Genomic DNA, 23496 nt, shown 5'->3' with positions numbered 1-23496 from the left:
CCTCCTAATCTCTTAATGTTCTGCCTGTCAGATGAAGGAACACGTCCTCGAGCGATGGGGCCTGGATCTGGATTCCCTTTAAGGTCGTTCCGCTTTGGTTCGCAATCGAAAATACGTCCTCAAGCAGATTGATTTCCTTTGGGGCAAGCAGGATGACTTTATGTTCCGTCGAGGTGACCCGGGATATGGCCGGGTGCGACTGCAGCCTCTGAAGGAAATCCTCCTTCACCACCTCCACCTCGACTTCGATCGAGTGCTCGGAGGAGAGGATATTCTTCACTTCCTCATTCGAACCGGACGCAATCACTTCCCCGCGGTCCATAATATAAATCCGGCGGCACAGGAACTCCACCTCTTCCATGTAATGACTGGTGTACAGGACGGTAATGCCTTTTTCCTCATTCAGTTTTTTGACTGTCTCAAGGATATAATTCCGTGACTGCGGATCGATGCCGACCGTCGGTTCATCCATAATGAGCAGCTCCGGTTCGTGCAAAAGCGCAACAGCGATATTCAGCCTTCTTTTCATCCCGCCGGAAAACGTTTTGACAAGCTCCTTTTGGCGATGCTCCAGGCCGACAAGTGTCAGCACCTCTTCTATCCTCAACTTCAGCTCCCGCTTCGGCAGCTTATACACCTTGCCGAAAAACTCCATATTCTCCCTTGCCGTCAGGTCAGGAAAAACGGCAATATCCTGCGGCACCACACCGAGTATCTCCCGCAAGTGCTTCGGCTGCTCCTTCACACTTTCCCCTTTGAGCAGCACATCCCCTGTCGTCGGCCTTACCAGGGAAGACAGCATCGAGATCGTCGTCGACTTGCCCGCTCCGTTCGGCCCGAGCAGCCCCACCGTCTCGCCTTTTTCCAAATATAAGTTCACGCCCTTGACCGCCTGCGTATTTTTAAAGGTTTTTGTTAAATTGATCGCTTCTAACATCTGATAGCCCCCTTTGATACTCTTATCTTACTATCGGTTGATGGCGCGTTAACCTGTAAAAAGTCATTAGATGGTGCTTGTGGGGGTGACTTAAGTCATTTTTTATTGTTTTGGGGGCGGAATCTAGGATTTTTTTACTGCGAGGGCGGCTCGTACACAGGAATCTTTGAATTTCTTTTATTGCAAAGACGGCGCGGGACGGGAATCGATCCAAAACAAGCACTAATCTGTCCAAATGATGCAGTTAACGATCCAAAAGTAGAAGTTATCGATCCAAAACCCATACTAATCGATCGACTTTACATTCACTTCCAAAAAGACCGCCGTTTTGCCTCTGCTCCACAAACAAGCAAAAGCAAAAAAAATACCGGAGTGCAGCTTTTTACGCTGCACTCCGGTCCTCTTTCTTACGTTTATATCCGGAATTCCACCCATCATATCAACCCATTCCGTATCGCATAAATGGCCAGCTGGGTACGATCGCGCAACCCGAGCTTCTGCAAAATGACAGTCACATGATTTTTTACGGTACCGATCGATAGATGGAGCATTTCCGCTATCTCCTGATTGTTCTTCCCATCGCCGACCAGCTGCAGGATCGACCGCTCCCGACTTGTCAGCAGGGTCACGTCTTCCTTGGGCACCCTTGGCTGGATCAGCCTTGGCACCACTTTTCCTGCAACCGACGCATCAATGGAGATCCCTCCGTCCAGCACGCTTTCAATGGAGGCGATCAAGCTCGCGGCATCAGCATCCTTCAACAAGTAGCCCAGCGCCCCAAGCCTCAAAGCCTCCATCGCATATTCCTCATCTGCAAATGTGGTGAGAATGAGGATCTTCGCCTGCGGATTTCTGCTTTTTATCCGTTTCGTCGCCTCAATTCCGGTCATTACCGGCATCCTGATATCCATCAACACCAAATCGATGACATGCCTTTCAAACGCCTCTACCGCTTCCTGGCCGTTGGTCGCTTCTGCAGCCACTTTGAAATTGGCGTGCTGCTCGATCATCATTTTGATTCCCTGCCTGACAAGCGCCTGATCTTCTGCCAATAAAATATGTATCAATTATGTCTCCCCCTTCAGAGGAAAAATCCCTTTGATCGTAAAATCCCCATCTGTCACCACACGCTCCATCCGGCCTTGAAGCTCCTCCAAGCGTTTGCGCATATTTTCCATACCGAAGCCTTCTACAATTTGAAGCGGTCCATCTATTTTATTCACGACCGCAATCTGAAGGCTATGCTCCCCGATGATCTCCACCGTCACGCTAATTTCACGTGAGCTCCCGTGCCGCATCGCATTGGTCAATCCTTCCTGGACAAACCGGTAGATGGTAATATTCTGTTCATTTGTCAGAGGAACAGACAGAACACCGGTTTTGGTTGTCAGCTGCACCCGCATCCTACTCTCCGCCTCAAGCTTACGGATAAGATGAATCACGGACGCAATTCCCTTGTCTTCTTCTCCTTGCAATGCCTTCACCGCTTTTCTCATGCCATCCAGGCTTTCCCTGGCCAACTGCTTGGACTGTCCAAGTATTCCACTCACCTCGGACTCCTTTGCAGACTGCTCCGCCACTGCAAGCTGCATCATCAGCGCAGTCAGCTGGTGTCCGACCGAATCATGAATATCCCTTGCAATCCGGTTACGCTCCTCGACCCTTGCCGCTTCCTCGTTCTCCGTCACCTGTCTTTTCAGTAGTCGATATTCCATTAAGAGCGCCTTCCACTCTTTATCTATTTTTTCATGATCACTATAGTAGGTTTGCAAAAGAGCCCCCATCCCTATCAAAAGCACGCTCAACATCGCATGAAAGAGGCCCAGTCCAGGCTCCTCCAATTGGAATAACACTATTGAAAAAGGAAGCAGGACCGCAATCAGTCCACTTATTTTGGAACTCGCAATCATGCCATCCATGATGAAAAAATAGAACAAGAGCCAAGGAAGCAAATCGGTAGGCTCCAGAACAAAGATCTGCAACACCGCAAGAGATGAACCTGCCAGCGCATAGGCGGCCCATCTCCATTTCCATAAGGGCAAAGTGAAATAGATTGCCAGAAAGACTCCGGCAATAAGGAGATAAGCAGACAAGTTCGTCTCGGAAAGAGTATGAAAGATCGGAATAAGCAGCAGGCACGTGCAGATGAATACGAACTTCACCCATAAAAGCATGCTACGCATCTCGCTTCACCCCTTTTAAACAAACGTTTGATTAACCGATTGCCTTCTTTATTTTTTTCATCGCCGTTTCACTCGCTATCCTTGAAAAATGTCCCTCAAGCTCACGATTCGCCGCTTCCTTTTCCATCCCCGTCACTTCGATATTGTGCTTTTTCATCCATTCCCCCATCGTTTCATAGGAGGTGCTGCTCCAGCCGTTCTTCTCGCCATTTTCGTCCTGCTTTTCCTTCGTTCCGCTCACGACAATATCCAGGCTTCCCTGCAGCTCCAGTAACGCCTGATCGAAAGCTTTCTTTTTCTCCTTGTCCTTCATGCCGGCCTTCACCCGCAGGACCCTTGTATCGATTCCTTCTTCTTCTGAAATGATGGAATATAGATTCAGTGCATCCTTTGAGATATTACCAGATTCATATCTATCCTTTACCGATCGGCTGCTGCCAAGGGCCGCCACCATCAAAGGCAAAAGCCCCCTTGAGATGAACACCGCCTTCTTTTTCATGAACTTCCCGTAGGCGGCAGCTCCATCTGCAGCGAATCGGGTGCGCCATTTCCATGGGTCTTGCGCGGTATCCGTGTACCAGTTCTCTTTTTCCGTCACCCCGCTCAAGGAAGGATATTCTTCAAAAAGTGGTGCAAGGGGCAGTAATCCCCATTCATTTATAACGTCCACGGCCTCTTCATATGTATGGATAATAGGTTGTCCCATTCAAACGTCTCCTTTATTTTCCTTTTTCCTATAGACATATTTCTACAAAAAGGAAGGAGAGTCCTGCCACATTCTTGATCAAACGTTTGTTTAAAATCTAATGATGATGCTCTCCAGATGAAGGCTGCTTTCCGACATCTTCGCTTAAGTGGATACCAACAACCATATATCCCCCTAGAAGGAGCAGAACCACGATCGGTTTCCATATCCATGTAACCTTCACTTTTTCTTTTTCCGAACGGATGGCGAAACCCAACATAATCGAACAAGAACAGAGCAAAAGTAAAACCATCAGCATCGTCGCAGCTTCTGTGAGGCTGAGCATCTCCCCAAGCATCGCCCCCATCATCCCGCCCATCAGCCCGGACATTGCCCCCTCCACTGCCGGAAGCAAACCGAAAAAGGCACCACAAAGTATACCGGCCGTTACTCCTAGCAGCACGGAAATAATGGTCGATTCAAATAAACTGCCTTTAAAAATGACACCAGCAAGCACGCCGATCGTCAGTCCAATGGACATGGCTGATCCCATCGCCAGCACCATCCGTTGCATCGACCCCATTCTACCTTGCTCTTTTTTTGAAAAGACCAGTACCAGCACAATAAACATGCAGATGGAAAAAAGTATATATAGAAAAAATCCGTCCATGATATCCCTCCTTCCTACACTTTATTCCGCAGGCAGATTGGACATGCATATCAGGGTTTCTTTTTCCAATCTAATGTAAAAAATACGTTTTATCTGATGGAGGAGGGGTAGAGGTATTAGGAAAGCAACTATTAAAGGAGGAATTTTTGATGACCAAAGAACAATACGAAGCATGTATCCAAGCATGCCTGGAATGTCTGGAAGCATGTAATTCCTGTTATGACGCTTGCTTGAATGAGGACGATGTCAAAATGATGGCAGGCTGCATCCGTCTCGACCGGGAATGTGCGGATATATGCAGCCTTGCAGTGAAAGCGATGCAGACCAACAGCCCTTTTGTCAGCCAGATCTGCCAGCTTTGTGCGGAAATCTGTGAAGCGTGCGGGAACGAATGCAAGCAGCATGATCATGACCATTGCCAGAAGTGTGCAGAGGCTTGCTTCAGATGTGCCGATGCTTGTAGAGGCATGGCTGCATAAACCTCAAAAAGAGCCTGAAAATCACAACGGGTTCCGTTACCTTTCGCAAAAACACTTTTTGCATCATTAAATGCAAGTTAATATGTCAATGAAATCGCACTGCTTTTTGCAGTGCTTTTTTATATAAAATAACCCAGCTCGAAAACGAACTGAGTTACATATAAACCTTAGATTTTATTAGTTGCTTATTCCATTAAAGCTCCAGATTGCTGAAGAGTGTTATTGAACTAACGCACCCGTTTGTTTAAGTGCAATTCTTCACAATCAGGTTGTTACCATTCATTTAACCACCCATTAATACTTAAAACTTTTATTAACCTGCTTGGGGGGGTATAGCTAAATGAGGGGGCGTTAAAAATGGGAAAAATGACAAAAATCTCCGGATTGTTTACAGCCGCTTTTTTAATTGCTGGCTGTTCAAGCTCAGGGGAGGAGACAAACTCGCAGACTGCTGATCCGGCTGAAAACGAAACGGTGGTTTCACAAGAAATTAATGGTAACACTGAGGAAAATGCCGAAGATAATGTTGAAAGCGATGTCAACATAGACACGGAAGAAGGCACATCGGATGATGGAGACGCTGAGAATGTGGACGCGTCAGAAGAAACTGGTAAATCCAATGAAGAAGAAACTGGAACATCTAATGAAAAAGGGAGCGATACTGAGGTTTATGGCGGAGCTCAGTTGAATCCGAATTATTTTATTGACACTAAAGTCATTAATCAACCTGACCGTTTTTATATTGCATACGCTATAGACCGTGATAGGGAAAAAGAACAAATGGGCCCTCCGGAACAGCGCTTGGAAACGTCATTATTCAATAATGACCCTTCTGAGCAGGATATACTCAGTTCGTATGCTGATTTGACACTTGAAAGGCCTAACTTATACGTCGAGTTTAATCAAGAGGGGAATGAATTAGCCGCAACTTCTGCGCAAAGTCTTTTATTTTATGAATCGTTATTTGGAATTAGTGATTTTTACGGGGTTGAATACATTACATTCCTGAATCCTGACGGTGAACAAAGGATAACCGTAGCTGAAAGAACAGTCGATGATACGATCGTTGTTAAAAATGAAAGGGGAGAAACACGAGGCTACTATGCGGTCTATGATAAAGAGTTAGAAGAAACGCTATTTATTGCTGGTGGTGAGTTAGGCGAGCAAGTTGTAAATGAAAGCGGTGAGCCACTGTCTTTCCCGGAAACAATTGAGAAAATGCGGTCAGTTGAGGCCGATATGTTTTATTCGTCAGCGATTGTTGAAGGGATAGAGATTGTAAACTCGTCTATTACGAACGATGTTGCTAAGGTACAATACACGATGGATGAAAATGAAGTGACGGACGCAGATCGGACAGTATTTGAAAATGCTATTCAATTGGCAGCCCTAGATTTTCATGCATGGGAAGTAGAACTAATAAATGACACGCTAAAAGAAAGCCGTACGTATCCATTGGTTGGTCAGTAGCATGAAGCTAAGAATACCAGCCTAAAATAAAAACAGACCCGCCCCCAAAAAATTAGAGTAGAAATTAATTTTTTTTGGGTTTTTATATCGTGAGGAATATCAAGCACAGAATCTCCCCATCCACATTGTTTTATTGCTTAAAAACTTTTCCACTATCCTGCCCTTTAATGGAATAACGCTTACGTTGTAACTTGTTTTATTTTAACATAAAATTCCAGAAAACCTTCATTAAAAATGCTATGCTATTTTACTTCACGAATTCATGTATCTGAATTTGAAACTAAATTGAAGGTGTATTTGCCGTCTTACACCGGTTGGAGTTATGTTGCAAATAGTGTTCAAATTAACCTGCATATTCACCTATTATTCGTGCAAGTTGATAGGCAATTTATTATAAGTTTTTGTGTTTGCGATTGGTAACGCGGAACTCGTTATGAAAATCAGGCTCTTTTTTATCCTTCCAGCAACTGCATATAATACAAGACCTCCCCATCAACTTCGACAAGGATCATGCCAACCCCTTCCTTATCTTCATTGGTAGAGTAGATGCTCGTTCCTTTTGGCAGCACCGTTGCGTAAAAATCGCGGAACCAGAAACTGCTTGAAGTAGTCTTTTTAATGTCACCGAGGTGTTCACCCTTTGAATAACTTTCTTTATCCTCCTGGATCCAATCCAGGTCTGTCACATTGCTATAGATGAAATCGTTATACATGAGGATATCTGCGTCTTCATTATTTTTCAGTACATCCCTTGCCGTCACTTTTCCGCCATCTGCAACTCCACATGCGGCAAGAAGCAAGAATGCGAGGCTTATAATCAGCACCTTAAATTGAACTTTCATCAGAATCCCCCCTTCTCTTAATATATTTCCTACACATACCTAAACTCCTCTAAAAAATAAATATTTTTCCATTTATACCTTGCATTACAAGATAGCTCCGCATATAATGATGGTATCAGGCAATGCAAGGTAGCTGATGCTTTCAGGGCGGGCAAATTTTTTTACACCACTACCTTGCATAACAAAGTACCAATGATGAGGTGAAAATATGGCAGCAAGAAGCCAGCTATTAAAAGGGATATTGGATGCATGTGTGATGTCCATCGTCGAGGAGCAGGCCGTTTATGGATACGAGCTGTCACAGAGGCTGCAGAAGGTCGGGCTGCCGGATATCAGCGAGGGTACCATCTACCCTGTCCTTCTGAGGTTGCAGAAAAACGGCTTCATACGAGGGGAAATGCAGCCTTCTGCATCCGGTCCCAACAGAAAATACTATTATCTGACAGACAGCGGAAAAGAAGAGCTCGACAGCATAGCAAACGAGTGGATGTTGATTGCCGGTCCTGTAAGCAAACTACTGCAAAGAGGGGAAAAAGATGCTTAAAACAAATTCAACCAAGTACTATATTGAAGAAAACAAAGAAAAACGCGAGCTATTGAATAAAGAAAATCTAAAACTGTATGAAGACTTCTTATTGTACATCCGAACAGACCTTCGAATTGCAGAACGCGAAGGCGAAGAGCTGTTGCTTGAGCTACTTGATCATCTCTTGATAGCTCAGCAGGAAGGGAAATCCGCAAGCATCCTTTTCGGGGACGCCCCCAAGGCTTATGCGGAAGAACTGATATCAGGCCTTCCAAGCGAGAAGAAACGCAAAGCCATTCCTTTTATTCTCTCCCAGGTTGCAAGCTCCTTAGCCTGGTTCGGTCTCATCCTGGGGTTGGTTCATTTGATTTTGCCAAGATTCGTTGAGGTCCGGGATGCAATCTCCCTTGGCAATCTGATGATTCTCGCCTTGGCAGTCATCATGTTTTCCGGTCTAGGTGTCAATGTCATTTTCAAGCTTATGCGTTCCACTCTATTCAAGCAGAAAAAAGAACAGCGCAGAGCGTATTGGAAGGCCGGACTATTTGGAGCCGGGGGAATGGCTCTTATTATGCTGATTACCTGGCTTGCTCCTGACTTCGGGCCAAACCTTGACTTGGAATGGTGGGTGTATCTTGGGATTGGTGGAGTGTTCTTTCTGATAAGTAAATTGCTTCAACGGCTATCAAATTAAGCCCAGCGCAAAAGAGCTATCAGCCCACTGGGCTAATAGCTCTTTCTAGTGTTACAGTTTCATTGCTTCTGTTTCCACCCTATCCATGTATTCCTGCACGACCTTCTGGTTGGCCTTCTCGCTTCCTAGCTTCAGCATGGCACGCCCTACAAAATTGACACCTTTGTTGTAGCCGGAATAAATGAACCTTGTGTTCGTTTCGTCTATTTTTTGAAGCTCAAATGTGAGGTTGATTTCAAAAGCCTTACCTAGTACAAAGGCGATTTGCTTCAGCTTATGGTCCGCTTGATTCTCATACGCCAAGGTTTCCACAATATATGTCTCTACCCTTTTACCCTCGCGATACTTCTGCTGATGCTTCGCCCCCACTTCGCCTTCGGTCTTCTCGATCAGGATGTGCTCTTCCACTTTCGGCATCGTCCTCTTGATATTCTTGTCCAAAAACAACTCCCATAGCTTTTCGATATGAACAGGGATCACCCGCTCCACTTTCCACTGAATCATCCTTCTTCCTCCTTCCCAGATTCCAGAAATTCCCTCATCTCTTCCAATTTCAATTGAAGGTCCTCCATCTGCATCTGTATATTCCTTTTCTTTTGCTGAATCAACTCTTCCAAGTGAGCGAAGGACTCGTCCTCCATCACCGAAATCATTTCCTGTATCGTAAAACCGAACCGCCTCAGCTTCCCCAATAGAACTGCCAAAAAAAAGCTGCCATCATCGTAATAACGATAATGATTCTTCGGGTCGATGTAGGCTGGCTCGAGCAACTTCACTTCTGCATAATACCGGAGCGTCTCCTTGCTCAGCCCCGTCATCTCTGAAAACTCACTGACCTTATACATTCCTTCCCTCCCCCTCCTATCATAAACCGTGGGGTACACCACAGGGTCAACTATTAATTTATTATTTCTTTATTTTTTAGTGAGAAACCTTTAAATTTTATAAAAACGCTCACTTCCGTCGACAGAAGTGAGCGTTTAACTATTCGTACCTTTTAACCGAATCTACTATTTTTCCAATTTCTTCTACTGGATAATCACGATTACTTACTAATAAAAGCAGTTGGATATTTTCGCTCTCATTCCATACAACACTATAACCATTTGCTTTTTTTTCGTAAGTAATATTTTTTCCCTGTTTCGTTTTGTATTCTACTGCTCTTTCTGAGAAATCATAGTTTAAATCTGCATCTGCCTCAAAAAAATACACCTGCAAAGAAATAATTTCTTGTTTGGGACTAGAATATCTCACATCAACATATTTCCAATATGGTCCAGGAAGCTGATCAGACACAATATTTGCTCTTTCAAATGGTAGATACGCAGCATGGAAAATGGGCTTATCTATCTCTTCAAATGCTGATAAATCTTCAAGAAGCTCAGTGGAAAGAGAGCTTTTCTCTTCCGCAGAGGAAGGTGCTCCCTTTTCCTTATCGAAAACCAGAGGCAGGAAATTAAAAGCTATTACAAGTGCAGCAACCACCGTTACCAGTAAAGCTGGAATGTAGAAGGGTTTACTAGGTTTGAGACTGTTGTTTTTTAATACTCTCTCAATCTTTAGATTATCCTGTTCATCCATATAGAGGTTTGGTCTATTTTTCAATGGCTCTAACCATTCCAAGCTATTCTGCTTCTTCATAGAACACCACTCCTTCCGAATCCAGCCCTACTGTTTTTCTCATTTCTTTTAAGGCTCTATGATAGGAAACGCGTACTTTGGACTCACTCCAACCAAGTATTTCGGCAGTCTCTTTGACGGAAAAATCCTTTAATGCTCTCAAAATAACCACCTGTCTATAGTCACTTTTCAATTTCACCAGCGACTTTTGTAACACTTCCCAATCACCTTGATTTTCTACTTTATAATCTGAAGAAGATGTGGACGTAATTTGCTCCTTTGCCCATTTATGCGGAAGAAGCCTTTGAAATTTCTTCTTTCGATGATGATCTATAGTAGTATTCCTTGCTATTGAAATGATCCAAGTCTTCGTGCTCGATCTCCCTTGAAATTTATCTATGTTTTTCAGTGCCTTAATAAAAGTCTCTTGCGTGAGATCCTTCGCTTCCTCTTCATGGTTCGTAAAATAAAGGCAAAATTGATATACATCCTGATAAAATGGCTGATACACCTCTCGAATAAACGCATCCCTTTTACTATGTTCCCCCAACCGAATGCCCCCTCTGCTCTTTTCTTTATATCTAATAGTCGATTGAGTTTAAAATCCGTTACAAGCTTATTGAAACATACTTTAAATGTTTGTGTTCGGATTTATTGAAAAGGAAATCGCGTTGCTTTCTTATTAAAAAACAAGTCATGATTATGGGTTATGGGCATTCAAATATCCTCATGCTACTCCAACTTTTCTCACTACACCACGTTTTATTCTCACGTAACGGTCCTGGATTCTCACGCTACTCAGTTTTTCCTCACGCAACCCGCCTGCATTCTCACGCTTTCTATTCCAGCCTTTTCTCTTTCGAACTTCATTTTCAGCCGCTTACCACATGCGGTGGAAGTGGCTAGTCACCTATTTTCATAAAATCCGTTCTTCTTTGGATGGTGTAACTTCGTTTGAGCACCTTTTCGCACCTTCATCTTGCCTAATCCTCACGCAAGTCGGACCTATTCTCACGGAACTCCGTTTTATCCTCACGTAACCGTCCCGGATTCTCACATTAGCCCGACTTTTCCTCACGCAACCGACATTAATCCTCGCGCTTCCCTTTTCCCTCAAAAAAAAACAGGCAGCACCTCACGCGCCGCCTGCCAAACTATTCTCTCAGTCCTTCGCCGTCCCCGTATAAACAAACACCGCATCCCGCAAAAATGCTGCGGTGCCTGGGGTCTTCTTGTCATAGTATGCGGTGAACCGCTCATCATCCACATACATCTGTGCAAGTCCTGCATGCGCCTCCTTGGAATAGCTGTCCCAGTATAGGCCCAGCCACTTGTGATGCAGTGCAGCCGCTTTTTGTCCGAGGTCCCCGGCAGGATCGCCCGTCTGCATCGCAGCATCCAGAACATCCAGAATCTCTTGCCCGAGTTTTTCCCCTTCGGCATGCTGATCATTACTCATGCCTTTGAATTTTGCATTGGATTTTTCGACAGCCTCTTCTCCGTACTTCTCACGGATTTCCTTGCCATAATTCTTTTCGTTTTCATCTATTTGCTTCTGCTTGAATGCTTCGAATTTTTCCTTGTCGCTCATTGTTATTCTCCCTTCCTGCGCCGCCAATGTTTTATCGACATTGGCAATCAGCTGATTCAATTGCTCACGTTTTGTCAGAAGTTTTTCGCGATGTTCTTTCAATGCATGAGCCGGGTCAAAGGTCGGAGAGGTCATGATTTGCTTGATGCTCTCCAGATCCACCTCCAGCTCCCTGTAAAAAAGGATTTGCTGCAGGCGGTCCACTTCCTTTTGACCATAAATGCGGTATCCAGATGAATTGATTCTTGCCGGCTTAAGAATCCCGATTTCATCATAATAGCGCAAGGTCCGACCCGTTATCCCCGCCAATTCCGCTAGCTTCTGCACGGTATATTCCATGTGCTCACCTCCTGACAATTTCACTATACACCTTGACGTAGCGTAAAGGTAAATAGCTTTTTTAAACAAAATTATTTCGATGCTCGAATTAGTCCCAAATAACTACGCAACCTGTGTCGAAACTACCAAGAATACAAGTTTGAATATTCAGTAATTTGCTTCTTTGGCTCTATATACCATTTTTGTCATTACTTTTATAATAATAACAGAAATAATATTTCAACTATTGTAACTTTTCTTGAAATATTATTTCAACGATTAGTTTTGTAAGCGTTAACAAACAAAATATGAAAGCGAGGGGCTACAAATGAAAATTGGACAAGCATGTAAATACATAATGATAACGGCATTACTGTTCACCTTAACTCTCCCTCTTTTTACCGCGAAAGGGAGTGCAGAAATGGCTTACCAACCAAAGCATGAGATGAGGGCAGCCTGGATTGCCACCGTTCAGAACATTGATATGAGAGCTGGCATGAATGAAGCGGATTATACCGCTTGGGTTGAGCAGACGCTTGATTTTCTTAAGGGGAAAAATTTCAACACCATCATCTATCAGGTAAAGCCTACGGCAGATGCATTTTATCCGTCTGAAATTGATCCGTGGTCCAAGTATGTGACTGGAAAGGCCCAAGGAACCGATCCTGGCTATGACCCGCTGCAGATCATGATTGATGAATCCCATGCGCGCGGCATCGAGGTGCATGCGTGGGTGAATCCATATCGTGTAACGATGCCGTTTGAATCATTGGACAGCCTGTCACCCGAAAGTGTGGCAAAAGAACATCCGGAGTGGATCGTGAAATATGGTCCTCAATACTACTTGAACCCTGGCATCCAAGGGGTACAGGACTATCTCCTTTCTACTGTCGAAGAGCTTGTAAGCAAATACGACATTGAAGCGGTTCATATGGATGATTACTTCTATCCATATCGCAGAGCTGGGGAGGAATTCCCTGACCAAGCACAATTCGAGGCGGACCCGCGCGGATTCGATAACATCGGTGACTGGAGACGCGATAACGTAAACACACTCGTTGCAGCGATCAACTCCACCATCAAGGAAACAAAGAGCTGGGTGCAGTTCGGTATCTCTCCGTTCGGTGTATGGAGAAATATTGCAATGGACCCGACTGGAAGTAAGACACAGGCCGGTCAAACGAACTATGATGACCTTTATGCCGATACAAGACAGTGGATCAAGGACGGCAGCATCGACTATATCACGCCGCAGATCTATTGGTCCCGCGGATTTGCAGTTGCGGACTACTCCATCCTGCTTGACTGGTGGAGCAACGAAGTAGAGGAATATGCGTACAATCATCCAGTGAACCTCTACATTGGTACAGCCGACTATAAGGTGGGGGCCAACCCCGACCAGAACTGGTATAACCCATACGAGCTTCCTGGCCAGATCCTTGACAACCGCCAGGACGAAAACACACAAGGTCAGATGCACTTCTCCCTAAGACAGATCATTAAAAACAGCTTAGGATATGCAGATATCCTTACGAATGAAATCTATACGGAGCCGGCTCTCGTTCCTGCTACAGCATGGAATGGCGAAGAGCTTCCTAAGAAGCCGAACACGGTGAAAGCGGACAAATCGGAAAATGGCATCACCCTTACCATAGATGACAAAAAGCACTCTGATGCAAGAAAATATGTCATCTACCGCTTCGACGGACTTCAAGAAGGGGATTACAGCAATCCGGCGAATATCGTGGATGTCGTTTATTCTGCAGATGGCGTTACCACTATTGTGGACAGCACAGTTGAAGAAGGCAAGCAGTACACGTATGGTGTGACCTCGGTTTCCAACACCGGTGTGGAAAGCAAGGATGCGAAGATTGTAAAAGTGGTGAAATAGTAGATTCATAGAATAAGAGGCATTCCATATGGGGGCAAAAGTCTTCCTGGGATGCCTCTTTTTCCCTTTTCCAACAATATTTCTGTTCTCCTACATATATAAAAATGGGCAAAAAGGTTGCTCTAGACCCACCCGATTTCCTATTGGTATGATAGTCAAAGACCTTTAAGGGAGGCATTATATGAAATGGAACAGGAAAAATATCAGAATCTGAAGCTTGGCGAACGCGGGGCGATCATCAGTATCATCGCCTATCTTGTTCTGTCTGCCATAAAATTGTTTATCGGATACATAAGCGACTCCTCTGCACTTCGAGCGGATGGATTGAATAATGCAACGGATATCATAGCCTCTGTCGCCGTACTGATCGGCCTGAAGCTTGCACAAAGACCGCCAGATGATGACCATGCCTATGGCCATTGGAAAAGTGAAACGATTGCTTCCATGATTGCTTCCTTCATTATGTTTGCCGTAGGAATTCAAGTATTGGTGGACGGGATCAGTACCATATTCCAGGGCAGGAATGAGTCTCCGGATATGTTGGCAGGATATGTCGGCCTTGCTTCTGCGGTTGTCATGTATGGGGTATACCGCTATAACAAACGGTTGGCACAAAAGATCGACAGCAAAGCGGTCATGGCTGCGGCGAAGGATAACATTTCCGATGCATGGGTCAGCATCGGGGCGACAATCGGTATTATCGGTTCACAGTTCAACATGCCTTGGCTCGATACCCTCACCGCCATCATTGTCGGCGCGATCATCTGTACGACAGCATGGGGTATCTTCCGGCAATCCTCCCATGAACTCTCGGATGGATTTGATGAAAAGAAGCTGGCATTTTACGAAAGTGTCATCCAGGAAGCGGACGGCGTGGAAGAGATCAAGGAGCTCAAAGGGCGGAACTACGGCAATAACGAGGTGCTGGACGTGGTCATCCTCGTGAAACCCCACCTTGATATAAAAGAAGCCCATGACATCGCCACCTACGTGGAATCGATACTGATGAAAGAGCATGGCGTCTTCAGTGTCCATGTACATGTCGAGCCGCAATAATTACCAGGGTGCCTGGCCCCTATATTTATTGCGGATATCACATTATCAAGTATAATTTAGTGGAATCCATACGAAAGGAGGAGAAACGATGAAGAAAGGGTTATTGCTGCCACTGATTGTTGGCATGGTATTTTACTTGGGTTTAAAGCATGAAACTGTGAGCAATCAGACAGTGCACATTCTATCTGAAGCCAGCATGGAAAACGAGCTGGCACTAGTTCAGCCTTCCAAAGGCAATGATGCGAATGGTTCTTCAGGCAAGAATGAAGAGGCAGCGGTAAATCCAAAATGGCAGATCCCTCCCATCATTTCGAGGCACCTACTCCCTTCTTTTGCGTTGGGTGTATTTCCGCATGCCAGGTATTTCTTATCCCCTCATTTCTATCAATCCAACTATTTATCTTTCTTCACATCCTTTTAACCTGCTAATCAAAAAGGAAAAGGAAGTGTACACATATGAACCTGGGTATAGGTGAAATTGCAGTCATACTGATTGTCGCCCTCCTCATCTTCGGTCCCAACAAGCTCCCTAAGCTTGGCAAAGCGGCCGGACAGGCGCTGTTTGAGTTCAAGCGCGAGATGAAGGACATGATGGATATGGATGACCCTGCTACAAAAAAGCAAAATAAGAATCAATAACAGATAAAGCGCCTGGGAATGTCCCAAGCGCTTCTTATTTTATTCTTCCACCACTACCGCTGTCCCGTAAGCAATGATCTCGGACGCATTCGCCATGATGCTGGACGTTTCAAGTCGAACACAGATGACGGCGTTGGCACCTTTCGCCTTCGCATCCTCTACCATTCTGGCAATCGCCTTCTGGCGCGCCTCTGTCATCATCTCGGTGTATTCCTTGATTTCTCCCCCGACGATGGTTTTCAAGCCGGCGAGCAGATCCTTTCCGATATGCTTCGACTGGACCGTATTACCGCGGACAAATCCCTTCAATTGTTTAATTTCCTTGCCTGGTACCGTTTCAGTAGTCACTATAATCATTCTTGTCGTCCTCCTCTTTTTCCTTGTCGCGTTCCATGATCAATACAATGAACAATGCGACAACGGCCAATCCATATAATATGTAAAAAATCACGGCAAGCAGTACGTCAACAAAGACGAGTACGATTCCCACAACCTGCCCTATCAACGCAACCGCCATAAATAGCTTTTTAAGTTTCTCCATGTCTGCCATTTCCTCCCACTATTTTTAATGTACCATAAATAGGGGCTGTGCTCTTCCCATATTTCTCGACAAAAAAAAGAGCTGCACGAGACTTTTCGGCAGCTCCCTCTCTTACTTATTCTTTCTGCGATACAGATCCATCGACTTGTATCCTTCCCCTAATATGGTTTCCATCTCCAAGAGCCGCTTTTCCTGCGTCTCCTTTCTTTTGGCACTGTACACATAGCGCGCCCAATCCTTCTGGTAGCCGTAGGTGAGTTCATTGTATGTCTTCAATATATCCTCATTGTTTTTCAAATGTTCCAGGATATCATCGATATGTACGATGTAATCGTCCACACACTGGCTTTTCTTCGTGCTCTCCGCTTTTTTCGTTTTCTTTGCTGCTGCTTTAAGTCCCACCACGGTAAATACGTCATTCAAGCTGACCATTCTGGAAAATTTCAGGTTGCTCCCTGGAATATAGCCCTCTTCATCCATGTTGGCCGCTTCGATGAAACGGTCGCGTTCGATATATTCCTTGTACTTTGGATTGTTCTTCTTCGGATAGGCAAAAAATACATAGCCTTTGTCCAATACAAGGTCACGCTCCACCAAAAGCTTGATATAGTCGGCGAACTCCTCGAGTGAATAGATAAACAGGAATACCAGATCGTACTTATCCTTTTGAATGGAAGCATCATGCTCGAGTCCCTTGAAGTCCTTCAAGTCCTCCGGCGCCCCCATTACAAGCCGGCTGGAATATTTGGTAAGATTCAATTTTTCAATGATCGTTTTATCCGAATTCATGGTTTGAACTCCTTTTGGATTTACTTTCTTATATTTTATCATTCTTATGTTTCATTTTGGACAGCATCCAATTAAATTGGGTATTTCTGCAGATTACAAATAGGGATTGGTCTTCTATGATAAAATGTGGCAGAAATTCTTTTGCAAGTGGGATTTTTTTACATCATAACGGGTAAAGAACAAAAGTGTTCAATACATTATGAAAGGAAGAGATACTGCCTATGGTCGCTATCATGATTATTATCTTTACTCTCCCGTTCATCTGGATCGTATGGTCTTTAATGGATGTGAAAAGCGGGAAAAGGGAAAAAGCGGAGTGGAAAAAGCCGATGCTGCTTCTGCTAGTTTTGATCCTGTTATCCGGAATCGCCAATTTCTACTTCTATCAGACATACAATCTTTCCATCTTTCCCAATGTACACGATTTGACGATCGGGCTCATTGTAACAGGAAGCATTGTACTGATCCTCACCCTGATCAATTTATTTGTTTCATTTTTGCATCGCGGAATGCCAAAAGAAGTACATAATCCCAATGCGATGTGGGCGTTTACCGGTACTTTAGGGTTCGTATTCCTTCTATTGTTTGCATGGATCCTGCCTTTTAGCGAGAAGGCGAACTATGTCCTGAATATCGAGGCGGCCATGAGTGAGATAGAAGCCTCCGCGCAGGAAGAGGAAATGACAGTCCTTTTCCTCGAGTCGACGAAGGATTGCTTGAGCGATTGCACTGACTATCAATATGACAATATCTTTTTTGTAAAAAACAATCTGGACAAGGAAAAGGAAGTACAAGTGAAGATCCGCGCCTTGAATGAGGATAACGAAGAATTGAAAGTAATCGATTCACTTGTAATGAAAATCGGTCCAAATGAGCTCAGGGTGGTGGAAACAGAGGAAACCATCGAAAAGACGAGCGTCTGGAGCAAGTATTCCTTCAAGACCGACGAGCGGACAGTCTATTATGAATCCATGTTCCGTTTTCGCGATCCAGAATAACCATGGGGAGGAAAGGAAATTATGAAAGCATTGTACCGAGCATCTGGTTGTCTAGTCGTGTTGGGCAATCTTTTTACAGGAATAGTTTTTGCGGTGATAGGTTTGATTACCGCAATCACCACCTATCACTTTTTCTTGATTGAATTTAAGCCTCTCTATGCTTTATTTTTTCTATTCTTGACGGTCGTGTCTTTGGCTGTCTGTTATTTTTCATTCAGGCATCCTAAGGAAGAATAGAGGAACACCACCGGTGGTAGGAAAGCTGTAAGGTTCAAGAGGGTTCGCACTTAACGGTTGGGAGTTCAGGCTAAGCATTAGAGCTGATAAATAGACGGAGAAATTCCGCTTAATTAGTAATTACCATGAAAAAAGGCTGAAATAGGCGGAGAAATTCCGCCTATTGACTCTAAAAGAGCGAAAATTGGGGTTTAGGGTGTACTTAAGCGGAAAAACTCCCCTTATTTCCCCCGAAACAAGCTACATTTTGCATTTAACCGGAAATTCTCCGCTTATTTTACTTTTGCTGGTTCTTCAAAACTGTCAAGCACCACAAAACGAACGGTATACAAGCTAGCTGGTGGTGTTTATTTGTTCCAAGACATTTCAACGGCAAATCGTTCTCAAGTAGTACCCTATACTGTTTTTCATGGCCTCCGCATTCACGTGGTCCGGCTGCATGATACCGTGGAGTGCCAGGCCGTCGAGGAGCGAGTACAGGATTTCGATTTGTGCGTCCCGGTCTATTTCTTCTCGTGCAAGACCTTTTTCTATCAGCGTATCGATGATCAAGCTTACGGCCATTTTCATTTCTGCATAGACCCGGGAACTTAATTCATATAGGGTGGTATCCGAAAGTGCTTTGATCGTGAAAGCCATCCATACCTCCATTTCCGCACGTTTTTCTTCATCAAGCGGTAAAAATTCATGGAGCAGCTTCTCTGCATCTTCAAGAGGCTCGCCAGTAAACTCCAAACGGGCAATCCGCTCCTTCACCCGCTCCGACACAAGGCTCATCGAAAATGCAAGCAGCTCAGACTGTGTCCCGAAATAATGCCGCAGAGAGCCAGGAGACACGCCAGCTTCCTCGGCGATCCTCCTGACAGTGGCTCCCTCCATCCCTTCACGACGGATGATTCTCCATACTGCTTCTGCAACCAATTGTCTTTGTTTTTCATGATCTACTATTTTAGGCATGCATTTATTGTACCACATCTTGCCTTTTTTAATACAGTTGTGTTATCATCTTTTTAACACACTTGTATTAAAAAAGGAGCGGTTATAAATGATTGGTTGGCTTATCATTGCATGTGAAATTGGCTTTTGGATTTTTATTCTGCTGGGTTTGATATCTCGATACATATTTAAATGGAAAAAGACCGGAATGATGTTCTTGGCAAGCACTCCGGTAATCGACCTTGTGCTTGTCGTCGCAACCATCATTGATCTGAAAAATGGCCAGCAGGCTACTTCCATCCACGGGTTGGCGGCCATTTATCTCGGTGTGACGGTTGCATTCGGTAAAAGCATGATCCGATGGGCGGATGAGCGCTTTGCCTACCACTTTTCAAATGGTCCTAAACCGCTCAAAAAGAGTACACATGGACCTTCCCATGCAAAAATGGAAAGAAACGGCTGGTTCCGCCACCTGCTCGGATGGATAATCGGAAATGCCTTTCTATTGGGGATGATCGTCCTTGTAGGAGATCCCGCGCGTACAGAGGAATTGGTCAACATCATGAGACTGTGGGCCATCATTCTTGGGGCAGATTTCCTTTACAGTTTCAGCTATACTGTTTTCCCTAAGAAGCCGCCTGTGAACAGCGGTCATCAACAGGGTTGAAAGTTGCCGGAATGCCTCCGATAAGCTTTTGCGCCTCCCATATCTTGTGTTACAATATTGACTATCATAAGTGTGGGGCTTCCCCATCATCCAAATAAGGAAGGTTGAATAACTTGGAACATTCTAACTTCATTAAAAATATCATAAAAGAGGATCTGGAATCTGGTAAACGGAACCATGTGATCACCCGTTTCCCGCCGGAGCCGAATGGTTACTTACATATCGGACATGCCAAGAGCATCGTCATCAACTTCGACCTTGCAGATGAATTCAACGGAAGGACGAATCTGCGCTTCGATGATACCAATCCTTTAAAAGAAGATTCCGAATATGTGGAGGCAATCAAAGAGGACGTCAAATGGCTCGGATATGATTGGGACGGACTATTCTTCGCTTCCGATTACTTTGAGGAAATGTATAACAGGGCCGTCCTGCTCATCAATAAAGGAAAAGCATATGTGGATGACCTTTCACCGGACGAGATCCGCGCATACCGCGGAACGTTGAAAGAGCCTGGAAAAGACAGCCCTTACCGCACGCGTTCCGTCGAGGAGAACCTGGACCTTTTCGAGCGCATGCGCAACGGTGAATTCGGAAACGGCGAAAAGGTGCTGCGTGCAAAAATTGATATGAAATCACCTAACATCAATTTGCGTGACCCGGTCATCTACCGTATTTCTCACGCTACACATCATAATACGGGAGATAAATGGTGCATCTATCCGATGTATGCATTCGCCCACCCGATCGAGGATGCAATCGAGGACGTGACCCATTCCATCTGTACGATCGAGTTCGAAGACCAACGTCCCCTTTACAACTGGGTAGTAGCAGAGACGGAAATGACAGCCTCCCCGCAACAGATTGAATTCGGCCGTCTAAACGTTACAAATGCGGTAATGAGTAAGCGTAAACTGAAGAAGCTTGTAGATGAAGGCTTCGTCGATGGCTGGGATGACCCGCGTATGCCGACGATCTCCGGTCTGCGCCGAAAAGGCTACACACCGGAAGCGATCCGTGCATTCGTCCGTGAAACAGGCGTCACCAAAGGATCCGGCTTTGTCGATTCCCAGATGCTCGACTTCTTCATCCGTGAGGACTTGAAGCTGAAGGCTCCGCGTACAATGGGAATCCTTCGTCCTTTAAAAGTGGTGATCACCAACTACCCGGAAGGCCAAGTGGAAATGCTGGATGCGGAGATCAACCCGGAAAATCCGGAAATGGGCACTAGACAAATTCCATTCGGAAGGGAGATCTATATCGAGCAGGATGACTTCATGGAAGATCCGCCAAAGAAATATTTCCGCCTCTTCCCTGGCAACGAGGTTCGCCTGAAGCATGCATATTTCATCAAGTGCGAGGATTTCATCAAAGACGAAAACGGCAATGTCGTGGAAATCCACTGTACGTACGATCCGGAAACAAAGAGCGGCACAGGCTTCACCGGACGTAAAGTAAAAGGCACCCTCCACTGGGTCGAAGCATCACAGGCCGTACCGGCTGAATTCCGCCTGTTCGAGCCATTGCTTCTAAATGAGGAGCCTGAAGAAGCGGAAGTGAAGGATGTAGCAGATGTAGAAGCGAATGATGATGCAGCCGCGGAAACGGAAAAATCCTTCCTCGATTACGTCAACCCGAACTCCCTTCAAGTGATGAACGGCTTTGTCGAGCCAAACATGAAGGGCGTCGAGCCACAGGAGAAATTCCAATTCTTCCGCCACGGCTACTTCAATGTCGATCCTAAGCTTACAACGAAGGATCAAGTCGTGTTCAATGAGATAGTATCGCTGAAGAGTTCTTTTAAGTTATAAAATGAAAGGCCCCTGTTCAAAGACAGGGGCCTTTTCGCGATGCGTATGGGAATCATACAAACCATTTTAAATAAATGAAAAAACCTAGAATGATTAGTATTAATAATGCTATATACATAAGGGTCAGGCGGGTAACATTCCCCTTTGTTTCATTTTGATATTCTTTGTCCCCCCGTCCCGCTAACTGGATTGTTGCAAAAAGTCCCCCTATTAAAACTAGTGCACCTAGAATACCTAAAGCTAACATCATGAACGCTCTCTCCATTCAGGTATTGTTTCTATCTTGAACGTTAGCTTATTTGTGATGGCTTTTCAATAAAATGCGCTTGGATTCTACCAAAAGTTATAAGAGCATGTTGGAACGGGAGGAGTCTTTTATGCCGGTGGGAAGGCTATGCCAAATTACCTTGGCGTCCACTCCATCGCAGTTTTCAGCACACTCTTACATTACGAGCTCTCAGAAAAAGGTTTAGCAGTCTATTAAAATGGAAAATTATTAAAGGTGCGTATAAAATTGGATATTTCCTTCAATTAATTAAAAGAAAAGGATGTGGTTTTTGTTGTCAGCAAATAAGTTTTGGATGTTAACATCTTTCCTGTGCACAGCCCTATTACTTGGAGCATGCGGGAACGGTGAACAAGGATCTGAGGAAGCACCTAAAAATAAAGAGCCTGAGGTGGAGGAAACTGCTTCTGCACCTGAAGAGAATGTAGAGGATGCCGAGAATGGCGAGAAAACTCCTCCAGATGAGGAAGAAGCTGCAAGCGCAAGCGATGGGGAGACACTGAATCCCTACATCGAAGAAAGCACAGGCGGTAAATCGGAAGTCTTATATAGCAACAAAGAGCCAGGCTTTGTTAGTGATGAGAACGGATTTAAGGTAACGGTGGACGAGTATGAAATCGTAAAAGTGACAGACATGAATCAGTCTAATGCAACTAGGTTCAATGATTCTACCACAGGGTACATCATCTCTGCGCTAGTGTCTGTAGACAATCAAACCGGTAAGCCTGTTTATTTTAACGGCACCATGAATATTCGTCTGCAGGATGAATATACCTATGTCCCCTCTAATTCAAAGGATTACATCGAGGACGGAAAAGGGTTAAGGCCAAAGGGATATGAGCCTGGTATGGACGGCAACATTAACATGTATGAGGACGGGGAACAGGTTTCTGGCCTTGTCACCTTTAGAATGAGCGAGGACGAGTACGAAATGATGAAAAGTGTCAATCCTAAATTCATCATTGAATCCAGCGCTTCCCACAGCGAGGATTTCCAAGGCGCAGGAGATTTTATGACAGAGAAGGTTTTTGATTTTACATACAGCGGAGACCATGAGGAGTCCTCTGCTGGGGCACAGTCCTTCTATCCTGATCAGCTTACCACGAACAATATCGCCGATAAGGAAATGATTTTTGAGAAAACCGATATCAACACCACAGAGAAGATCGAAGACACAGAAATCACCCTCGAAGGCGTCCAATATACAACGGTCATCCCGACAGACGGGAACGAATCCCGCTTTGAGGATGTGGAAATGGTCGCCTTGACGGTAAAGACGAAGGTGAAAAACAATACCGACCAGGATCTGACCCTGTTCAACCTTCCAGCAAAGGTTGAGATTGATCGTGATCGTGGCTATGCCCGAAACAACGGTTTTGCTGAGCCCAGCAAGCCTGATATCGTCAAGCCCGGCGAAGAGGCTGAAAGATATTTCGTCTTTCTTTTCCGCAAGGATGAATTTGAGCTCTTTAAGACCTTCAAGATGGAAGTTGGTCCATTCTTTGGCGAAAAGGAATATTTATTTGGTGAAAAAACAGTAACCTTTGACCTGCCAAGATAAGGTCAATCTTATCAATACCCTCCAGGACAAAAAATCTTGGAGGGTATTTTTATTTTTCCTGCGGTCTTT

At 44.8% G+C, this 23496-nt stretch carries 30 protein-coding genes; 14 read left to right on the top strand and 16 right to left on the bottom strand.

All coding sequences use genetic code 11. The features are described 5' to 3' along the window. Positions 1-4 precede the first annotated feature (4 nt). Complete coding sequence (locus JOC95_RS17100; protein WP_204418412.1) at positions 5-937, bottom strand: ABC transporter ATP-binding protein; 933 nt, start codon at positions 935-937, stop codon at positions 5-7. A gap of 180 nt (positions 938-1117) precedes the next feature. Here JOC95_RS17100 and JOC95_RS17095 point away from each other — a divergent pair, with 180 nt between their 5' ends. Next, positions 1118-1399 (top strand): hypothetical protein, encoded by a 282-nt coding sequence (locus tag JOC95_RS17095; RefSeq protein ID WP_204418411.1) that lies wholly within the window; start codon positions 1118-1120, stop codon positions 1397-1399. Here JOC95_RS17095 and JOC95_RS17090 read toward each other — a convergent pair. The 4 genes from JOC95_RS17090 to JOC95_RS17075 all read right to left on the bottom strand — a co-directional run bounded on the left by JOC95_RS17090 (position 1372) and on the right by JOC95_RS17075 (position 4475). Continuing rightward, on the bottom strand, positions 1372-2004 hold the full coding sequence (locus JOC95_RS17090; RefSeq protein WP_204418410.1) for a response regulator transcription factor: 633 nt from the start codon (positions 2002-2004) through the stop codon (positions 1372-1374). The genes JOC95_RS17095 and JOC95_RS17090 overlap by 28 nt on opposite strands. Continuing rightward, positions 2005-3120 (bottom strand): sensor histidine kinase, encoded by a 1116-nt coding sequence (locus JOC95_RS17085; protein WP_204418409.1) that lies wholly within the window; start codon positions 3118-3120, stop codon positions 2005-2007. A 31-nt stretch (positions 3121-3151) separates the two neighbouring features. Beyond that, a complete protein-coding gene (locus tag JOC95_RS17080; protein WP_204418408.1) occupies positions 3152-3826 on the bottom strand; it encodes an AlkZ-related protein in 675 nt (224 codons plus the stop codon). A gap of 97 nt (positions 3827-3923) precedes the next feature. Beyond that, positions 3924-4475: a hypothetical protein gene (locus tag JOC95_RS17075; RefSeq protein ID WP_204418407.1), complete on the bottom strand. Its 552-nt coding sequence runs from the start codon at positions 4473-4475 to the stop codon at positions 3924-3926. 149 nt (positions 4476-4624) lie between these two features. Between JOC95_RS17075 and JOC95_RS17070 the strand changes: the two genes are divergently transcribed. Then, on the top strand, positions 4625-4954 hold the full coding sequence (locus tag JOC95_RS17070; RefSeq protein ID WP_204418406.1) for a four-helix bundle copper-binding protein: 330 nt from the start codon (positions 4625-4627) through the stop codon (positions 4952-4954). 357 nt (positions 4955-5311) lie between these two features. Beyond that, the gene (locus tag JOC95_RS17065; protein ID WP_204418405.1) at positions 5312-6424 is read left to right on the top strand and encodes a hypothetical protein; all 1113 of its coding nucleotides are present in this window, start codon (positions 5312-5314) and stop codon (positions 6422-6424) included. Positions 6425-6876: 452 nt separating this feature from the next. On the opposite strand, the gene JOC95_RS17060 is transcribed toward JOC95_RS17065, so the two are convergent. Then, positions 6877-7266 (bottom strand): hypothetical protein, encoded by a 390-nt coding sequence (locus JOC95_RS17060; protein ID WP_204418404.1) that lies wholly within the window; start codon positions 7264-7266, stop codon positions 6877-6879. 208 nt (positions 7267-7474) lie between these two features. Here JOC95_RS17060 and JOC95_RS17055 point away from each other — a divergent pair, with 208 nt between their 5' ends. Together JOC95_RS17055 and JOC95_RS17050 are read left to right on the top strand one after the other, a co-directional pair. Further along, entirely contained in the window at positions 7475-7810 is a 336-nt protein-coding gene (locus JOC95_RS17055) for a PadR family transcriptional regulator (protein WP_204418403.1), read from the top strand. After that, on the top strand, positions 7803-8486 hold the full coding sequence (locus JOC95_RS17050; RefSeq protein WP_204418402.1) for a DUF1129 family protein: 684 nt from the start codon (positions 7803-7805) through the stop codon (positions 8484-8486). The genes JOC95_RS17055 and JOC95_RS17050 overlap by 8 nt, the downstream gene beginning before the upstream one ends. A 51-nt stretch (positions 8487-8537) precedes the next feature. On the opposite strand, the gene JOC95_RS17045 is transcribed toward JOC95_RS17050, so the two are convergent. The 5 genes from JOC95_RS17045 to JOC95_RS17025 form a co-directional block, all read right to left on the bottom strand. Continuing rightward, positions 8538-8990, bottom strand: coding sequence for an SRPBCC family protein (locus tag JOC95_RS17045; protein WP_204418401.1), 453 nt, complete (start codon positions 8988-8990; stop codon positions 8538-8540). After that, positions 8987-9331, bottom strand: coding sequence for a MerR family transcriptional regulator (locus JOC95_RS17040; RefSeq protein ID WP_204418400.1), 345 nt, complete (start codon positions 9329-9331; stop codon positions 8987-8989). The genes JOC95_RS17045 and JOC95_RS17040 overlap by 4 nt, the downstream gene beginning before the upstream one ends. Before the next feature lie 139 nt (positions 9332-9470). Then, a complete protein-coding gene (locus JOC95_RS17035; RefSeq protein ID WP_204418399.1) occupies positions 9471-10127 on the bottom strand; it encodes a hypothetical protein in 657 nt (218 codons plus the stop codon). Continuing rightward, positions 10111-10656 carry an RNA polymerase sigma factor gene (locus JOC95_RS17030; RefSeq protein WP_239582984.1) on the bottom strand — a complete coding sequence of 182 codons (546 nt, stop codon included), beginning with the start codon at positions 10654-10656 and terminating at the stop codon, positions 10111-10113. The genes JOC95_RS17035 and JOC95_RS17030 overlap by 17 nt, the downstream gene beginning before the upstream one ends. 612 nt (positions 10657-11268) lie before the next feature. Further along, positions 11269-12036, bottom strand: a complete 768-nt coding sequence (locus JOC95_RS17025; RefSeq protein WP_204418398.1) for a MerR family transcriptional regulator — start codon at positions 12034-12036, stop codon at positions 11269-11271. Positions 12037-12436: 400 nt separating this feature from the next. On the opposite strand from JOC95_RS17025, the gene JOC95_RS17020 reads away from it, so the two are divergent. From JOC95_RS17020 to tatA, 4 genes are all read left to right on the top strand, one after another. Then, positions 12437-13906: a glycoside hydrolase family 10-like protein gene (locus tag JOC95_RS17020; protein ID WP_239582983.1), complete on the top strand. Its 1470-nt coding sequence runs from the start codon at positions 12437-12439 to the stop codon at positions 13904-13906. A 186-nt stretch (positions 13907-14092) separates the two neighbouring features. Next, the gene (locus tag JOC95_RS17015) at positions 14093-14962 is read left to right on the top strand and encodes a cation diffusion facilitator family transporter (protein WP_204418396.1); all 870 of its coding nucleotides are present in this window, start codon (positions 14093-14095) and stop codon (positions 14960-14962) included. Between the two features lie 88 nt (positions 14963-15050). Further along, on the top strand, positions 15051-15383 hold the full coding sequence (locus JOC95_RS17010) for a hypothetical protein (RefSeq protein WP_204418395.1): 333 nt from the start codon (positions 15051-15053) through the stop codon (positions 15381-15383). Positions 15384-15418: 35 nt separating this feature from the next. Beyond that, positions 15419-15601 carry a twin-arginine translocase TatA/TatE family subunit gene (tatA, locus tag JOC95_RS17005; protein WP_204418394.1) on the top strand — a complete coding sequence of 61 codons (183 nt, stop codon included), beginning with the start codon at positions 15419-15421 and terminating at the stop codon, positions 15599-15601. Positions 15602-15640: 39 nt separating this feature from the next. Here the strand turns inward: tatA and JOC95_RS17000 are convergent, their stop codons facing one another. The 3 genes from JOC95_RS17000 to JOC95_RS16990 all read right to left on the bottom strand — a co-directional run bounded on the left by JOC95_RS17000 (position 15641) and on the right by JOC95_RS16990 (position 16931). After that, the gene (locus JOC95_RS17000; RefSeq protein ID WP_204418393.1) at positions 15641-15958 is read right to left on the bottom strand and encodes a YbjQ family protein; all 318 of its coding nucleotides are present in this window, start codon (positions 15956-15958) and stop codon (positions 15641-15643) included. Beyond that, entirely contained in the window at positions 15939-16142 is a 204-nt protein-coding gene (locus tag JOC95_RS16995; RefSeq protein WP_204418392.1) for a hypothetical protein, read from the bottom strand. The genes JOC95_RS17000 and JOC95_RS16995 overlap by 20 nt, the downstream gene beginning before the upstream one ends. A gap of 111 nt (positions 16143-16253) precedes the next feature. Then, positions 16254-16931 (bottom strand): YdeI/OmpD-associated family protein, encoded by a 678-nt coding sequence (locus tag JOC95_RS16990; protein ID WP_204418391.1) that lies wholly within the window; start codon positions 16929-16931, stop codon positions 16254-16256. A gap of 221 nt (positions 16932-17152) precedes the next feature. Between JOC95_RS16990 and JOC95_RS16985 the strand changes: the two genes are divergently transcribed. Both JOC95_RS16985 and JOC95_RS16980 read left to right on the top strand, forming a co-directional pair. Further along, entirely contained in the window at positions 17153-17929 is a 777-nt protein-coding gene (locus JOC95_RS16985) for a hypothetical protein (protein WP_204418390.1), read from the top strand. Between the two features lie 21 nt (positions 17930-17950). Further along, on the top strand, positions 17951-18166 hold the full coding sequence (locus tag JOC95_RS16980) for a hypothetical protein (protein ID WP_204418389.1): 216 nt from the start codon (positions 17951-17953) through the stop codon (positions 18164-18166). A 366-nt stretch (positions 18167-18532) separates the two neighbouring features. On the opposite strand, the gene JOC95_RS16975 is transcribed toward JOC95_RS16980, so the two are convergent. Beyond that, positions 18533-19123: a TetR/AcrR family transcriptional regulator gene (locus tag JOC95_RS16975; protein ID WP_204418388.1), complete on the bottom strand. Its 591-nt coding sequence runs from the start codon at positions 19121-19123 to the stop codon at positions 18533-18535. Positions 19124-19211: 88 nt separating this feature from the next. On the opposite strand from JOC95_RS16975, the gene JOC95_RS16970 reads away from it, so the two are divergent. Both JOC95_RS16970 and JOC95_RS16965 read left to right on the top strand, forming a co-directional pair. Continuing rightward, positions 19212-19769 carry a hypothetical protein gene (locus JOC95_RS16970; protein ID WP_204418387.1) on the top strand — a complete coding sequence of 186 codons (558 nt, stop codon included), beginning with the start codon at positions 19212-19214 and terminating at the stop codon, positions 19767-19769. Positions 19770-19882: 113 nt separating this feature from the next. Beyond that, positions 19883-21580, top strand: a complete 1698-nt coding sequence (locus JOC95_RS16965) for a glutamine--tRNA ligase/YqeY domain fusion protein (RefSeq protein WP_204418386.1) — start codon at positions 19883-19885, stop codon at positions 21578-21580. Between the two features lie 52 nt (positions 21581-21632). On the opposite strand, the gene JOC95_RS16960 is transcribed toward JOC95_RS16965, so the two are convergent. Further along, on the bottom strand, positions 21633-21830 hold the full coding sequence (locus JOC95_RS16960) for a hypothetical protein (protein WP_204418385.1): 198 nt from the start codon (positions 21828-21830) through the stop codon (positions 21633-21635). 310 nt (positions 21831-22140) lie between these two features. Here JOC95_RS16960 and JOC95_RS16955 point away from each other — a divergent pair, with 310 nt between their 5' ends. Continuing rightward, positions 22141-23427, top strand: a complete 1287-nt coding sequence (locus JOC95_RS16955) for a DUF5068 domain-containing protein (RefSeq protein WP_204418384.1) — start codon at positions 22141-22143, stop codon at positions 23425-23427. Positions 23428-23496: the final 69 nt, after the last annotated feature.

The sequence above is a fragment of the Sutcliffiella tianshenii genome, assembly GCF_016908565.1.
Lineage (GTDB): Bacteria > Bacillota > Bacilli > Bacillales > Bacillaceae_I > Sutcliffiella_A > Sutcliffiella_A tianshenii.
The sequence above is the reverse complement of the archived record's forward strand: the minus strand, read 5'-3'. Positions and strand labels throughout refer to the sequence as shown.